The sequence below is a fragment of the Nostoc sp. JL34 genome (assembly GCF_017114945.1).
Taxonomy (GTDB): Bacteria; Cyanobacteriota; Cyanobacteriia; order Cyanobacteriales; family Nostocaceae; genus Nostoc.
Genome location: NZ_JABXKQ010000119.1, coordinates 1 through 16,053, shown reverse-complemented (window position 1 = coordinate 16,053; position 16,053 = coordinate 1). Strand labels below are relative to the sequence as shown.

Below are 16,053 nucleotides of genomic sequence, written 5' to 3'. Positions count from 1 at the left end.
CATTACACCCTTTCTTCAGTAACTAATGTCAAACTAACCCATTCGCCTTTTTCGTTGTAGCTGCGAATCATCCGCTGGCGCAGGTTTGGCTGGATTAACCAACCCACTTCCAGAAAAAATGGTTGACGTAACTGCACCTTAAGAGGTGAAGTTGCAGAAGCGCCATCTGGCAAAAATAATACTTGCACCTGCTTTTCTGGGTCTTGGTCAAAGAGAACGATAGAGCCTTTGATGGTAGCAGTTGAGGTAATTGTGCGTTCTGCAAAAGAGGTACTTTGAATTAATCGCCCAGCATCGTCAAGTTGTAATTTTAAAGTTGTAGAGTAAGTATCAGGCGATCGCCAATCTGGATATATTGTCACGGCTTGACCTTGCCATTCTCCCAACAAGTCGTTCATCTGTAAAGTTGGACTTTCTACTGCTGGGGTTCCAGCTAGATGTTCTCGAATTAAGATGAGTTCCTTTAGCTGACCGATATTATCAAACAGTTGCACCAGACGCAAGCGCCGATTTTCATGAACCAAAGCAACTTCTGCCCCAAATTCGGAAAATGGCCCTAGCTGAATTAAACCTTCAGAAAATGAACCATTTTCAAAAAATAGCAGACTCCGCCCCAGAGAACTATATTCTTTAACTACATCATCTCGTCCAGAACGGCACAGAGTTAAGCGCACTGTCTGGTTGTTATTTAAACCTTCTAAAGAAAGACGGCTAGGAGTATCGTTCAAAAGTATCCCTTGAGGAGAAAAATTACTAAATGAACCTTCCCAAACACCGAGATTCTGCAAAAAACATTCCCATTGTGATTTCATAGTGATTTTGTCATTTGTCATTTGTCATTTTTTATTGGTCACTGGTCATTGGTCATTGGTCATTTGATTAGCCCTGTTAAGTTGATATGTAAGTTTAATTTCATATTCGTTCAGCGTAAAACTTCAGTTATTGTTTTAAAATTTTGAAAATTCCGAGTTCAGAGGTCGAAGTTTTGAGTTCAGAGAACAAAGGACAAAGGACAAATGACCAAGTACAAATGACCAAGCACAAATGACCAAGCACAAATGACCAAGCACAAATGACCAATGATTATCCTTTAGCAAAACGTCGGACAGCAAATAAGCTCCCCATTAATCCTACAGCTGCACCGAAACTCAAAAGAATCAGGGGCAATAATAAAATTTCTGCTGGAGTGAGTTGCACTCTGTTGGTGATGACTTGGATAAACTCAGGTTGATTGACTAGCAACTTACCGAGAAACTGTTGAATTACAGAAATGAAACTCCAAGCGATCGCACCACCAACTAAACCAAAAGCAATTCCTTGTAAAATAAAGGGGAGGTAAATCCAAGCCGAAGTCGCTCCCACTAGTTGCATAATTTCAATTTCCTGGCGACGCGCCATGACAATCAGCCGAATTGTGGTGGTAGTGACTGCGATCGCTGTTAAAGTCAGAATAATCGTAATTGTTAAGGTAATCCAGTTCAGACCTTGATGCAACTGGGCAATGCGTTTGACTGCTTCATCGACATACTGCACCGTCTCAATTCCTGGTAACTTAGCCAACTGCGTTGCTAAGGTTGGCACAACTTGAGAATTACGCGCTTTCACCTTCATCTCATCAACCAGAGGATTCTCACCTAGCTGCTGGGTAGCACCCTCAATATCAGAAATTCTCATTTCCTTAACTAACTTAGTCCAAGCTTCTTCTTTGGTAATGCTTTGTATCGCCGCTACCTCTGGCATTTTGGCGATTAGTGGCTCAATCCTTTCGAGCCGCGTATCCGGTTCGAGATAAACTGATACTTCTAGCTGGCTACCAAACTGATAGAGGAGTTTTTCGACTTGCCAAGAGGTTTGCAGACTCAAGCCGAATAAAAACAGTAACACCGTCACAGTACTGACAGCGGCCCAATTCATCCAACCTCCTCGCAATAAACCGAGGAAGGTTTCTTTGAGCAGATAGTCAAGTTTCGTCAGAGATTTCAACACAAATTACCCCAATAAGTAATTTAAAATACCAGAATGCAATTAGCTCTGCGCGATGCCACGTTGCGACAACTTTGGAAAAGTTCGCAACACACTGACTCAGATGGGTGAGATAACACCACCATTTATACTCGATAGTAGAAATTTTGAATGAGTTAGCGCCAAAAATATCATTAGTTGCGATCGCAACTGACATTATTGACAGAAAAAGAAATTTTGAATTTTGAATTCGGAGGGAAGCGACGTGAGGAGCTTGGTAGAATTAAAACAGTAGGAATTTTCACCATCTAGCCATCGAGACTCATGCCCTCTGAAATTGCTGTAGAGAAAAAAAAGTTAAAAAATCCACCTTTGGAGCTTCATTATTTAGGCGATCGCGTACTGCGTCAAGCTGCAAAGCGGATTTCTAAGGTTGATGACGAACTTCGCCAAATAGTGCGCGAAATGCTGCAAACTATGTACAGCAAAGATGGCATTGGTTTGGCTGCGCCCCAAGTGGGAATTCACAAACAACTAATTGTCATCGACTTGGAACCAGAGAACGCAGCTAATCAGCCTTTGGTGTTGATTAACCCCACCATTAAACAAGTCAGCCGCGACATCTCTGTTGCCCAAGAAGGATGCTTGAGCATTCCCAACGTATATCTAGACGTAAAGCGCCCCGAAGTCGTGGAAATTGCTTATAAAGACGAATACGGTCGTCCCCGGACATTAAAGGCTAATGACCTCTTAGGACGCTGCATTCAGCACGAGATGGATCACCTTAACGGCGTGGTATTTGTAGACCGCGTAGAAAACTCCTTGACTTTAGCCCAGGAGCTATCTAAGAATGGCTTTTCGTATCAAGCGGTGAAACCAATAGCATAGGGGGGCAGTAGTGTATTTAACTCCAAAAAGCAGTTTATTTCTGGGTGGTTCTTGTGTAAGTGCGATCGCCGCCGTCGGTTCGATTTTTGAACTCGGTTACGGACAACCAGATTTTGGTGTCACAGCCACGGCAATTATTCTGGTATTGAGCATTCCACTCACCGGATTATTTTTCTTTGCCGCAGTGAAGGACGCAAGGGCTAACATGAAATAAGCATCAGGTACATAAAAAAGGTAAAAGGATGAAGGAAAAAGGCAAAATTCATTCTTTTACCTTTTATTTTTGCTCTCCATCTTCCACTGCCCCTAAAGCTTTTAGCGTCACTAACTGCGCTGCGGTTAACCCTGCTATCATGTTCGGGTAAAGACTTATCATTTAGACCGCAGGGGTGCAGGGAGCAGGGAGCAGGGAGAAAGAGGTTTTCCTGACTTTTGCACGGATGCGGTAATCATAAGTAATTAACCAAACTTGATATAACTCCGGTGATATTCATACCTTCGTAGGGTCGTGGCGATGTCTACGACGGGCTACGCCTACGCAGTGTTTTTAGGCACTTACCCGCATTTACTGACACAAATGCTCCCCTCCTCTTACTAAGGCTACGGTGTTAGGGACTGTTGCATGAGTCTACTTAGTTTCTGCAACTGGCTGCACGCGCAACCCCTCTGTCTCATCAACCGTAGGAGTGGCAATCAGCGATTCATTTCCTGTCAGACCTGATGTAATTTCTACTTCAGTACCATAATCTCGCCCAACGGCAACTTTTTGATAATGCACTGTTTTATCTTTGGTTACAGTTGCTACCTGCGTACCTCCGGCATTAACGACTAAAACACTATCTGGCACAACAAAGGGAGGATTGGCGCGGTTAATGGCAAATTTGACATTGGCATACATCCCAGGTCGCAGCGTCGCATCCGAATTCTGCACTTCTAATTGTGTCAGTAAAGTGCGAGTAGTTGGATCTATGGCGTTGCTACTACGCACTACTTTACCCGTAAACACTCGTTGGGGTAACTCTCTGACTGTAATTTGTGCTGTTTGTCCAGTTTGAAGTGACTGTGATAAACTCTGTGGAACACTCACATTTACCTTTAGATTGTCATAAGCAGCAATAGTATAAAGGCTGCTATTGCTAGTGTTAGTGTTGCTGGTACTGGTGTTGCCATTACCTGCTGAAATTAAAACACCTGTATTGACGTTACGTGCAGTAATCACTCCTGCAAAAGGAGCAGTGACTTTCTTATAAGACTGCAATACGATATTACGCTGGAAGTTTGCTTGACTTGCGTAGGCGCTAGCTTGTGCTGCATTGATGTTGGCAGAGTCAGAATTAATAGTGTTTTGTGCTGCCTCAACGCTGGCAAGATTAGCTTGATATGTCGCATATTTTGTATCTGCATCTTGTTGAGGTACTGCACCTTGCTTGACAAGAACTTGCCAGCGCTCCCAACTCTGACGTGCTATCAAGAGATTAGCGCGGGCTTGCTTCAAATCAGAAATACTTTTAGCTAAATTAGCACGAGTTTGAGAGACATTGGCTTGTGCTTGCACTACCTCTGCCTTCGCTTGTAGAACTTGCTGATCGGTGTCTGGTGAATCAATTTCTGCCAACAATTGACCGGCTCGGACGCGATCGCCAATATCTGCGTACCACCGCCGTAAATAGCCAGTACTGCGAGCGTAGATGGTCGTTTGATTAAGGGCTACAACACTGCCAGGTAGTTCCACTTTGGTAGCACCAGTAGCGCGGCGGGGAGTGATTACGTTCACTGAGGGTACAGTGCTTGCTTCCTTGACTGCTGCTTGTAATTCTGACTTTTGGCCCAACCGGGGTAGAATGCCTATCGCCAGTAAGCTACCAAAAAAAATAGCACCAATTACAGCCCAACCAATTCCACCGATGCCGCGTTTTTGTTTTCTAGAAGTCGTTTGTTGTTCAGAATCAGGAGATGGACGATGCTGAGAATCCATAGGTAAACTGTCCTGTATTATCTAAGAAAGCAGAAATTTAGCAGCTAGAGTCATTACCTTATTAGACTTCTTGCAGAAGTGGGATAAGGGGTAAGGAGTAAAGGGGAAAGCGGCTCAGAAAAAACCTTTCCCCTACGGTATACACACAAGTTGTTGACCTGCACCTTTGTTGCATTGACCTGCAAAAATTAATCTCCCCTACGTAACGTAGTAACTTTAAAAGATTTATGTGTACACCGTAGCTCCTAAAATATGTCTATGACTTGCCTTGAGATGATGACAACGAGTAGGCTGTCTTTGGATCTGAGAAATTTAAATCGTCATCCTCTTCATCAATAGGACGAGGTGGTTGACGCCTCATAATGCTGTACACAACAGGTACAAAGATCAGAGTCGCCACTGTTGCAGCTGACAAGCCACCGATTACAGCGCGACCCAAGGGCGCATTCTGTTCACCACCTTCACCAAGACCAAGAGACATTGGCACCATCCCGATGAGCATGGCTAAGGCAGTCATCAACACCGGACGCAACCTTGTATAGCCTGCCGCTAGGGCTGCTTTATAGGCATTTTCCCCTTCTACACGTTGCTCATTCGCAAAAGTAATCATGAGAATACTGTTTGATGTCGCTACACCTATACTCATAATTGCACCCATTAACGAAGGAACGCTGAAAGTGGTGCGAGTGACAAACAGCATCCAAATGATCCCTGCTAAGGCGCTTGGCAGCGCCATCATAATAATCAGGGGATCGAGCCAAGATTGGAAGTTCACCACCATTAAGCAGTAAACCAACACAATTGCAAACACAAGTCCTAAACCAAGTCCCAAGAAGGAAGAGTTCATCGTTTGCACTTGCCCCCGGATATTAATCTGACTTCCCTTAGGCAATTTTTTCTGATAATCAGCGATGATTCGATTTACATCGCCAGCAACTCCCCCCAGGTCACGGCCAGAGGAGTTAGCGTAGATATCGAAAACGGGCTGAATGTTGTAGTGATTCACAACTTGCATCACTGTGTCGCGTTTAACACTAGCTAAATTACCTAAAAGTTGCGGTGCAGTTTGACCGTTGCCAACTGGCGTATTTTTCAGGCTGTCAATAGAGTCAAGTTTATATTGGGGAACTTGTACAGCCAGGGTATAACTCACGCCTTTTTTGGGATCGAGCCATTGATTGATTGCAGCTTGACCGCTTGAACTTAAGGAAGTGAGGACGCTATTGGCAACATCCCGCTGAGTCATACCCAATTGTTGAGCCTCGGTGCGATCTACATCAAGACGTAATTTGGGAGCATCGACAACTTGCTGGAGATGTACATCTACAGCCCCAGGAATGCGTGTCATCCGCGCGGCGATTTGTTGGGCAATTTCAAAGTTGCCTTTTGAGTTTTTCAGAGGGCCAGATATTTGCACGTCAACAGCAGCAGGTAAACCAAAATTGAGAATTTGAGTCACAATATCAGCCGGCTCAAAAAAGAAGGTGTAGCTGGGAAATGTCGCTTTCAATTTCTGGCGGAGTTCCTTGACGTAAGAAAAAGTTGCACCAGATTCTTTTAAAGACACAAGAATATCAGCATCAGCCTGTCCAATTGTGGCACCGTTGTAGCCATAAGTAAGGTTAATGCCACTGGTGGGTAAGCCGATGTTATCCAGAATCAGAGCGAGATTCTCTTTCGGTACAGTCTGGCGGATAACGCCTTCAACTTCGCTGACAATTCTTTCTGTCTCTTCCAAACGAGTCCCAGGTAAGGCTCGAACATGGAGGCTAAACTGACCACCATCGACTTCCGGGAAAAAGTCTTGACCGACGAACGGCAACAAAACTCCGGCACTGACGATAAAAGCACCAAATAGCACAAAGACTATGCGGCGGTGACTTAATGCTGAGGCCAGGACGTTGTAATACCAACCGCGAAACTTCTCAAATTGTCGGTTAAACTTTTCGTGTAGCCGCCATATCCAATCTTTCTTTACAGGTTCGGCAGTTGTCGTTGTTGCCTCTTCTGTTTGCTGGTGGTTATCGCTATGACCATTGTTGTTTTGGACTGGCGAATGGGTGTGGCGATCGCGATTATCATGGATTTCGACTAGCGAATGGCTGTGGTGGTTGTCGTTACCATTGTTGTTTTGGACTGGCGAATCTAGATGATGGTTGTTGTTACCATTATGATCCTCGTTTTCTCTATGCCAGTCTGCTTCATGTGGTAAAAGATAGCTTGCCATTGTTGGTACTACAGTCCGAGATAGCACATAAGAAGCAAGCATTCCAAATACTACCGCCATCGCTAGGGGGACAAATAGGTACTTGGCCACTCCGCTGAGAAACACGACCGGCACAAAGACAATACAAATACATAATGTTGCTACAAGTGCTGGAGTAGCGATTTGCTGCGCCCCATCTAAGATTGCCCGCTTGATGGGTTTACCTTGGCCGAGATTTCGGTGGATATTTTCAATTTCCACTGTGGCATCATCTACCAGAATCCCAACAGCTAAGGATAAACCACCTAAGGTCATGATGTTGAAAGTTTGTCCCAAACGACTCATCACAATAATTGAAACTAGCATCGAGAGAGGAATCGATACGGCTACAATTACGGTGCTGCGCCAACTTCCCAGGAAAACCAAAATCATCAGCGCGGTGAGACAGGCTGCAATCAATCCTTCTTTGAGAACGCCTTGAATAGAAGCTTTCACAAATATAGATTGATCGAACAAAAACGCTAAATTCAGTTCTGGGGGCAAGGTGGATTGGATGCGAGGCAAAGTTTTTTTGACTCGCTCGATCACATCAATTGTCGAGGCATTGCCACTCTTCAGGATACTAAGTAAGCTCGATCGCCTACCATTCTGACGGACAATGTTCGATTGCACACCAAAGCCATCTCTTACCTGGGCGACATCGCGAATGGAAATGACAGTACCATTAACTTGCTTAATCGGCAAGTCATTGAGGGCTTCCACCACACTTGGACTATTGTTGATTTGTACAGCGAAGTCGCGATCGCCTATTTTCATATCACCTGCTGGCAAAACCAGGTTTTGGGCACTGACAGCATTAGTCACATCTTGGGCAGAAATGCCATTAGCTAACATCGCTTGGGGATCGATATCAACCATAATTTGCCGAGGTTTACCACCATAGGGCAGAGGTATACTCGCTCCTTGCACTGTTGCTAATTGGGTGCGAACGAAGTTGGTAGCATAGTCGAAGAGTGCTTCTTCTGGTAAGGTTTTGCTACTGACACTCATCTGGATAATCGGCACAGAAGAAGCGTTGTATTGAATGATGAATGGCGGTGTGATCCCCGGTGGCAAAGGGCGGAGAATTGTTTGGCTGACAGAGGTAATTTGAGCGACTGCTGAGGCGATATTGGCGTTGGGTTGGAAAAAAACCTTGACAACACTAACACCACTCAAAGATTGAGACTCAATGTGTTCGATGTCACCAACTGTTGTTGTCATAGCGCGTTCGCTAATGGTGACAATTCGCTGTGCCATTTCCTCAGATGTCGTACCAGTGTAAGTCCAAACTACGCTGACAACCGGAATGTTAATTGCAGGGAAAATATCAACTGGTGTGCTAAATATTGTTACTACACCCAGGATCACAATCATCAAAGCGGCGATCGCGAATGTATACGGAAGACGTAAAGCAATTTTGACGATCCACATAGTTAGTTAGGATACTTCAAAAGTTTTTGGTGTTATGGCTGTTTTACTCATCACTCAGTACTCAGCACTCTTGATTGAGGCTGGCGTTTGAGCTAATTGCAGTTGTTCTATTTGGAGTTGCTCAACTAGCCACTCAATCTCCGATTTGATGACTTCAAATGCCCGCCTTTGCACTTTCGCTTGATATAAATCATCAGTAATTTCAACTGCTTTTTTCTCTGCAAGGCGTAACTGACATGACATTAATCGATGTTCAATTAACTGCACTCGTTCTTTGGGTAATAAATGGCTAAAGAAAAAAAATTTGATTAGGAATCGCGATCGCGCATTTACCCAGCTTTCATGAGGATATGCCAACATCTCTTGATACCAAGTGTTTTTGCCGAGGGGTGTAATCTCATATACTTTTCTACAATGTCCACCTTCTTCTACTTGTTCTGCACATAAAATCACTTCACCTTGTTCTTCCATGCGCTTCAGAAGAGGATAAATCGCACCATAGTTGACACAAATACTACAACTCATAAACATCTCTAGTTGCTGTTTGAGCCGATAACCGTTTAATGGTTCTCGCTGTAATAAACCTAATACTGCCAACTTCAGCATTCTGATATATCAATTTGATATGTTGCTCAACAATATCAAATTGAGCCTTTTTAGCCAAGTGCTTAAGGTTCAATTGTCAGAATTCTCTGTGATCCTGCAAGATGCTTGGTAAAGGCGGAAGCTGCATAAGTTACCTGTGGGCTGGCTACGGGCAAGTGATAGGCAGGGGTCAATTTCTTTGGCGATCGTTAACAAAGCTAATCATCCGGCATAGCTATGACTTATAGCTTTGGTTCAATCAAGTCTCAAGAGTAAACATTTTGATCGCTAGGATGACGTAGATCAGGACGAGTTAAAATAGCAAATATACCAGGCGATTAGAAATCGCGGCTACGCGGACTTAAAGAATTTGAAACCCACGGAGATGGGTTTTGTCTGTATAGCTGCGAATTCCATTCGCCAGCGCAGGTATGTCTTTACTGCCAAAGGTGAGTTGCAGATTATAATTTACTTCTAAAATAGAAGAATGCTGTCAACTCCCACTCAACTACTGCGACTGTCTCAAGGACAACTTAACTTACTAGAAACTTGTCCGCGGAAATTTCAACATACCTACTTAGAAAAACTCAATTCCCCTTCAAATCCAGAACAAGAAGAACGGCTAACTTTGGGTAGTCGCTTTCACTTGCTAATGCAGCAGCGAGAAATGGGTTTGCCAATTGATAGTTTCCTGCAAGCAGATGCTCAACTGCAAAGCTGGATGCTAGGTTTTGCCGATGCAGCCCCAGAAATCTTAACGGCTGCATCTGATAATCAAACTTTCCGTGAAAGCGAACACTACCGCACTCTGCAAATTCAGGATTATTTGCTCACAGTTATCTATGATTTATTGATTGCAGATAACCAACAAGCGCAAATTCTCGACTGGAAAACTTATCCGAAACCACCCAACAAACGCAAGTTAGAATCCAACTGGCAAACACGGCTTTATCTGTATGTATTGGCAGAAACTAGCGACTATTTACCAGAAAATATTTCCATGACTTATTGGTTTGTCCAATCGGAAGGAAAACCACAAAATATTAAATTTAATTACAATACTGCTCAACATACACAAACAGCAAAAAGACTTAATCAACTATTAAGCCAGTTAACTAATTGGTTAGAAAATTACCAAAATAACCAGCAGTTTCCCCAAGTAGTGGAGGGTAGCAAAACCTGTAATTCTTGTCAGTTTGCCAAACGTTGCGATGCCTACGGCGGTAAACTACGCACACAAATAACTGAAGAAGCAGCGAAAGACTCATTGCCAAATTTTGACAGTATTCAAGAAGTCTCACTTTGATTTGATCCGCAGGATTTTGTTGCTAAAACAGATTCTTTATATCTGTAGACTCTTGTGGAAAATCAGAAAATCATGTAAGGTGTTTTTTCTAAATCTGAAGCATTTGAAAGCATTTTTATTAAAAGAGCTAGATTCGGTAAATACTCCTTTTTTTCATTCAATAACAATAAATCTTCTTAAATAAATGTTTTGTTGAGATCGCTAAAATTTCGTAATCATCTATATAAATAAATCATAACTTCTAAATTTATGTCAACTTTTGATGAAACTGAAGCAATTTATGTCCGCGAATTAGGAATTGATGATATTGCTCCCGTTTACCACTTGGGAGAAGGGTTATTTACCAGCGATTTATATCCTTATTTATACCGTACCTGGGACGAATGGGAAGTGATTGGACTTTACAACACCGATCCAGAATACTGTCTTGTGGCTGAAACAGATGGGGATTTAGCAGGATTCATTTTGGGAACCATCATCACCAAAGCATCCTGGACTTATGGATACATTTTATGGCTAGGAGTTAGCCCGAAGTATCAGCGTCGGGGAGTTGCAGACAAGTTGGTTGATAAAGTTGTCGCCCGCATGATTGAAGATGGGGCGCGGTTTATGCTGGTAGACACTGACCCCACCAATACTTCAGCATTAAAGTTTTTTAACCGCAAAGGTTTTGGTAATATTCGCCAGCATATTTTCTTGTCGATGAATTTAAGCAAGCATGAATATTATGGAAGATTGATTGATTACGAACACCAAAAAGCTGAAAGAGCAGGTTATAGGCGATCGCGTCCGGCAATTCGTGCCCGTAAACCTGATAGTGTTGCTAATGAAGTCATCCTCAATCCTCTAGTAAATGAATCTCAAATCACTGAGGATCAATCTCCAATCTAACAAAAGTTAGGAATAGCCCTATCAAAGTGGGTAAAATTTTTGGATAATAATTCCTCTTTTTTCCGTGTTCTCTGCGCTTCTGTGGTTTAATAAATTACTTTTTAAACCGTAGAGGCACACAAAACGCAGAGAAAAAAGCATTATGGTGATTGTTAATTTTGAATCCAGAGCAAAGCGACGTAACTTATGTGTATAGAATTTGGGCGGGAAATCTGCGGCAATCTTGACATTGCAGAATCGCGCGAGTGGTTAGTTACTAACGGTATTGGTGGTTATGCCTCTGGGACTGTGGCTGGTTTATTGACTCGCCGCTATCACGGACTATTAGTAGCAGCATTGAAACCACCTCTGGATCGTACCTTAATGCTGGCAAAACTAGATGAAACTGTATTGTATAGCGATCGCTCTTATTCTCTAGACACGAATCGTTGGGCAGATGGTACTGTCAGTCCCCACGGTTATCAGCATATTGAACGTTTTTCTCTAGAAGGTACAATTCCTGTATGGCGTTTTGCTGTTGCTGATGCCTTATTAGAAAAACGGGTGTGGATGCAACAAGGTGCTAACACAACTTATGTCCAATATACTTTGCGTCGTGGCACCCAACCGCTAAAGTTGACGCTTAAAGCAATAGTCAACTACCGCGATTACCACAGCGACACTCAAAGCAACGGTTGGCAAATGTCTGTTGAGGAGGTGGAACAGGGAATTCGTGTAACTGCTTATGCGGGTGCTGTACCACTGTATCTGTTGAGCGATGCCTACGGCGGTAAACTACACGGTAGTGCATCTATTATTCACAATTGGTATTATGGCTTTGATTTGGCAGTTGAACGCTATCGAGGATTGAGCGATAAAGAAGACCACCTCCACGCAGCCACCTTTGAAGTTACACTAAATCCTGGGGAAGCGATCGCCTTTGTAGCCAGCACAGAAAAACAACCAAATCTTAATGGCGAAGCTGCACTTAAATTACGTCGCGCTCAAGAGCAGAAGTTAACAGGATTTTGGAAAACTAATCTACCCCTCAACATTAATGAATCACCTAGCTGGATCAACCACCTAGTACTAGCTGCTGACCAGTTTATTGTTGATCGCTCATTACCAGAAGACCCCAACGGTAAAACCATCATCGCTGGTTATCACTGGTTTAGCGACTGGGGACGCGACACCATGATTAGTCTACCTGGTTTGACAATTTCCACTGGTCGCCCAGAGGTAGCACGCTCAATTCTTCGCACCTTTGCCAGATACGTAGACCAAGGAATGTTACCTAATCGCTTTCCCGATGCGGGTGAGCAACCAGAATATAATACAGTCGATGCCACTCTCTGGTACTTTGAAGCAGTCCGCGCCTACTACAGCGCTACGGACGATGATAATTTGCTTGATGAACTCTTTCCAATACTTGCAGACATTATTAATTGGCACTGTCGCGGTACACGCTACAACATCCATCTTGATGCAGCCGATGGCTTACTTTATGCAGGTGTTGCAGGTGTGCAACTGACCTGGATGGATGCCAAAGTTGACGATTGGGTAGTTACGCCCCGAATTGGCAAACCGATTGAAGTTAATGCCCTCTGGTATAATGCTTTACGGACAATGGCAAAGTTTGCCCGTCAGCTTGGTAAACCACACCAAGAGTATGAGGCAATGGCAGATCGGGCAAAGTATAGATTTTCTCGTTTCTGGAATGAAGAGACAGGTTATTGCTATGACGTTTTAGACAGTCCTGATGGTGATGATGGGTTGTTGCGTCCTAACCAAATATTTGCTGTGTCATTACCAGAAAGTCCGCTCACACCTGCCCAGCAAAGGGGCGTGGTGGAAGCTTGCGGGCGAATGCTCTTAACTTCTCATGGATTGCGATCGCTAGCCCCCGATCATCCTCAATACCAGGGTAAATACGGTGGCAATCAGTATCAACGTGATGGAGCTTACCACCAAGGGACAGTTTGGGGTTGGTTGTTGGGGCCATTCGTCTTAGCACACCTGCGCGTCTACAAAAATCCTGAGCAGGCTCGTCAATTTTTGGAACCAATGGCTAATCATCTCACTGCACACGGTGTTGGTAATCTCAGCGAAATTTTTGATGGTGATGCGGCGATGACTCCACGGGGATGTATTGCCCAAGCGTGGACAGTAGCAGAGGTTTTACGTGCTTGGTTGGCTACGGAGAGTTGATGCGGGGAATAATTTGGTGGTAATTCTAACTGGCGCGGCCCCGTTTGGTTTCCGGTGAATTTCATCCTAATTGAGTCTTTACAAAAGTTTCATTCAAATTGGTGAATATGAAGCACAGTATCAAGAACCAGAAATAGAGGAGGATAAAGACGCGATCGCTCTAGCATAAGAACATGCAAACTTGATCCTCTCTAACCTCTAATTAAGTCTCCTTTTTAAGAAGGCTTGGGGAATCTTTCGGGGCAAAATATCACTAACATCAAGGATATTGAAATAAATTGAATCCTACTATTTTTATATACAAATACACTATCTTTTTCAAAGAGCAATATTTACTTTTAGCCCCTACTTTCAAACAACAATAGAAAGTTAAGCAGATATTCTTAGAGATTCTAAAGTAATTCTCAGCAAAAATTAATTTAATTGCTAGCAAATGCATTTAGATTATTAAATAAAGATTTGTAGAGTTGAGAGGACGATGAAATAAAAATATTTAGCAATATTTTTGGAATAGCTGCGCTTTTCACTGTAGGTATGCAATAGAGGTCAGTTAAAATCAGCTATAACTAAAGATGTAGCGGTTGACAGTAATTTTACATTTAGCAGTTTGATTTTATTTATAAAGCCTTATTAAACACCTTAAGTACAACCAAAACAGTGAAGCAAATTATAAAAATTTGGATAAATCTAGACCCATTTTCCTTACAGTCACGCCTTACAGTTGGTATTGCATCATTTTCAGCTTTAGTATTAAGTAGCCTCGCTACATGGACTAGTTGGAAAATGCAGCAAATTTTAGTTGATAGTCATAAATATAATATAGAACAAATTGCCAAGCGCTTGCCGCAAGATGTGCAAATTTATAGTGAAATGATGAAATCTGAAACTGGATTGCAAAAGGCTATTAATAATTTGGCAAATACTAACACATTATTATGGCTAAAAAATCCTGATAATAAAATTTTAGTAAAGTCTGCCACTCTGGATTTATTATCTGATACTACGGTAGCTGAGTTAATGTCTCTGACTAAGATGCCGATTAAACCACAAGTTTACAAAGTAAACCAAAGCTACTTTGTTTTATGTGGTAGTTCTGTGCAAGTGCAGGGTAAGTTACTGGGTGAGTTATTTGTAGTCAAGGATATAACCCGCGAACAGAGAATGTTTGTGCTAATGGTGCAGAGTTTAGGGATTACTAGTGTTTTGGCAATTATTGTTTTAACTGCTGTGATCGCATTTTATATTAAGCGTTCTCTGCAACCTCTGCGCCAGTTAAATCAAATGGCTTCTGTAATTTCCGCTGAAGATTTAGGACAAGCGCAGCTATATCTTGATAATGCACCCAGTGAAGTTAAAGAATTAGCTCAAACTTTAACCATGTTGTTATCACGACTCTCCCAATCTTGGGAGCAAGAGCGAGAATTTGTGAGTAATGTTTCTCACGAATTACGTACACCTTTGACAATTGTACATGGTTATTTGCAAAGCGTCTTGCGAAGGCAGAATAACTTAACCCCAACCCAACAAGAAGCTTTAGAAACTGCTGCATCTGAAGCTGAACGTACTATTCGCTTGCTACAAGATTTACTTGATTTAGCACGAGCAGATAGCGGTTACTTATACTTTCAAATGAAATCTTATGTGCTGAATGACTTGGTTGAAGAAGTTGTAATGATGGCAGAAAAATATAGCGATCGCACAATTACGATCGAGTCGAAAATTTACCCAGTTGAGATCAAAGCAGATTACAGTCGTCTGAAACAAGTTTTATTAAATTTAATTGATAATGCTGTCAAGTATTCTGAAGCGGATACACCCATAATTTTTAAGTTAAATCAGCTTCAAGATAAAGCAATTATTCAAGTTTGTGACAAAGGTTATGGCATTCCCTTGCAACAGCAAGCACGGATATTTGAGAGATTTTACCGTGTAGATGAATCTCGCTCTCATACTACTGGGGGTTGTGGTTTGGGTTTATCGATTGTCAAGACACTTGTAGAAGGTATGGGTGGTAGTGTCACTGTGCAATCCAAATTAGGGGAAGGGAGTATGTTTACAATTAGTTTACCTACATATCCCTCTTCTGTCACTTTCCGCGAAGGCGATCGCTAGAAGCCGCTGCACCGGAAAATGGGTGGGCTGGGCTTGGATGGGACTATTTAGTTTGACGCTTGCTCCATTAGCTTCAGAAGCAGAACTCCCAGTAATACCAGAAGTTGGAGTTATTAGATGAAACCATCAGTTTAAACACTACACACAGTCACATTTTCAATTCTGCAGTTTGCTTATTCTGCATAGTTTAGAACTTTTTTTCGTGCCATTCAACTCTGTACTTTATTGCTCTATAAAGATGCATTATAGCTTTGCTAAGTTTAAAGACAATTTTAGCCAGGATAGAGCGTTTAGGATGTGCAATTCTTTCGTGTTCTTCAAAATAAGTCAACATTTTATCCATGTTTGACTGTCCCTTTTGAATTTTAATCAGTTCGGTTTTGTTATTGAAAAAGGAAATGCCTGACATCTGGCTCCATCTCACTGGCAGCCCTGCTTTATAGGCAGCTAGACCTATGGCATTACCTT

At 42.6% G+C, this 16,053-nt stretch carries 11 protein-coding genes and 1 pseudogene; 6 read left to right on the top strand and 6 right to left on the bottom strand.

The window, feature by feature from the left end; all coding sequences use genetic code 11:
- Positions 1-2 precede the first annotated feature (2 nt).
- The gene (locus HWQ44_RS21055; RefSeq protein ID WP_292722573.1) at positions 3-812 is read right to left on the bottom strand and encodes a DUF3598 family protein; all 810 of its coding nucleotides are present in this window, start codon (positions 810-812) and stop codon (positions 3-5) included.
- 271 nt (positions 813-1,083) lie between these two features.
- Positions 1,084-1,986: an ABC transporter permease gene (locus HWQ44_RS21050; protein WP_292722570.1), complete on the bottom strand. Its 903-nt coding sequence runs from the start codon at positions 1,984-1,986 to the stop codon at positions 1,084-1,086.
- Positions 1,987-2,286: 300 nt separating this feature from the next.
- Here HWQ44_RS21050 and def point away from each other — a divergent pair, with 300 nt between their 5' ends.
- Entirely contained in the window at positions 2,287-2,850 is a 564-nt protein-coding gene (gene def / locus HWQ44_RS21045; protein WP_104908674.1) for a peptide deformylase, read from the top strand.
- Between the two features lie 10 nt (positions 2,851-2,860).
- Positions 2,861-3,064 (top strand): hypothetical protein, encoded by a 204-nt coding sequence (locus HWQ44_RS21040; RefSeq protein ID WP_289798204.1) that lies wholly within the window; start codon positions 2,861-2,863, stop codon positions 3,062-3,064.
- Between the two features lie 414 nt (positions 3,065-3,478).
- Here HWQ44_RS21040 and HWQ44_RS21035 read toward each other — a convergent pair whose 3' ends face one another.
- The 3 genes from HWQ44_RS21035 to HWQ44_RS21025 all read right to left on the bottom strand — a co-directional run bounded on the left by HWQ44_RS21035 (position 3,479) and on the right by HWQ44_RS21025 (position 9,110).
- Positions 3,479-4,825 carry an efflux RND transporter periplasmic adaptor subunit gene (locus tag HWQ44_RS21035; protein WP_292722558.1) on the bottom strand — a complete coding sequence of 449 codons (1,347 nt, stop codon included), beginning with the start codon at positions 4,823-4,825 and terminating at the stop codon, positions 3,479-3,481.
- A gap of 256 nt (positions 4,826-5,081) precedes the next feature.
- On the bottom strand, positions 5,082-8,504 hold the full coding sequence (locus HWQ44_RS21030; RefSeq protein WP_292722555.1) for an efflux RND transporter permease subunit: 3,423 nt from the start codon (positions 8,502-8,504) through the stop codon (positions 5,082-5,084).
- 54 nt (positions 8,505-8,558) lie between these two features.
- On the bottom strand, positions 8,559-9,110 hold the full coding sequence (locus tag HWQ44_RS21025) for a PadR family transcriptional regulator (protein ID WP_292722552.1): 552 nt from the start codon (positions 9,108-9,110) through the stop codon (positions 8,559-8,561).
- 466 nt (positions 9,111-9,576) lie between these two features.
- On the opposite strand from HWQ44_RS21025, the gene HWQ44_RS21020 reads away from it, so the two are divergent.
- From HWQ44_RS21020 to HWQ44_RS21005, 4 genes are all read left to right on the top strand, one after another.
- Entirely contained in the window at positions 9,577-10,395 is an 819-nt protein-coding gene (locus HWQ44_RS21020; RefSeq protein ID WP_292722549.1) for a PD-(D/E)XK nuclease family protein, read from the top strand.
- A gap of 249 nt (positions 10,396-10,644) precedes the next feature.
- Positions 10,645-11,286 (top strand): GNAT family N-acetyltransferase, encoded by a 642-nt coding sequence (locus HWQ44_RS21015; RefSeq protein ID WP_292722547.1) that lies wholly within the window; start codon positions 10,645-10,647, stop codon positions 11,284-11,286.
- Positions 11,287-11,472: 186 nt separating this feature from the next.
- Positions 11,473-13,473 carry an amylo-alpha-1,6-glucosidase gene (locus HWQ44_RS21010; RefSeq protein WP_292722544.1) on the top strand — a complete coding sequence of 667 codons (2,001 nt, stop codon included), beginning with the start codon at positions 11,473-11,475 and terminating at the stop codon, positions 13,471-13,473.
- A gap of 657 nt (positions 13,474-14,130) precedes the next feature.
- Positions 14,131-15,585 carry a HAMP domain-containing sensor histidine kinase gene (locus tag HWQ44_RS21005; protein ID WP_292722541.1) on the top strand — a complete coding sequence of 485 codons (1,455 nt, stop codon included), beginning with the start codon at positions 14,131-14,133 and terminating at the stop codon, positions 15,583-15,585.
- Between the two features lie 187 nt (positions 15,586-15,772).
- Here the strand turns inward: HWQ44_RS21005 and HWQ44_RS21000 are convergent.
- Positions 15,773-16,053: pseudogene (locus HWQ44_RS21000) on the bottom strand (hypothetical protein); the annotation flags it as partial.

Coding starts and splice junctions, on each gene's coding strand:
- HWQ44_RS21055 (WP_292722573.1), bottom strand. CDS start 812: ATGAAATCACAATGGGAATGTTTTTTGCAGAATCTCGGTGTTTGGGAA.
- def (WP_104908674.1), top strand. CDS start 2,287: ATGCCCTCTGAAATTGCTGTAGAGAAAAAAAAGTTAAAAAATCCACCT.
- HWQ44_RS21035 (WP_292722558.1), bottom strand. CDS start 4,825: ATGGATTCTCAGCATCGTCCATCTCCTGATTCTGAACAACAAACGACT.
- HWQ44_RS21030 (WP_292722555.1), bottom strand. CDS start 8,504: ATGTGGATCGTCAAAATTGCTTTACGTCTTCCGTATACATTCGCGATC.
- HWQ44_RS21025 (WP_292722552.1), bottom strand. CDS start 9,110: ATGCTGAAGTTGGCAGTATTAGGTTTATTACAGCGAGAACCATTAAAC.
- HWQ44_RS21020 (WP_292722549.1), top strand. CDS start 9,577: ATGCTGTCAACTCCCACTCAACTACTGCGACTGTCTCAAGGACAACTT.
- HWQ44_RS21015 (WP_292722547.1), top strand. CDS start 10,645: ATGTCAACTTTTGATGAAACTGAAGCAATTTATGTCCGCGAATTAGGA.
- HWQ44_RS21010 (WP_292722544.1), top strand. CDS start 11,473: ATGTGTATAGAATTTGGGCGGGAAATCTGCGGCAATCTTGACATTGCA.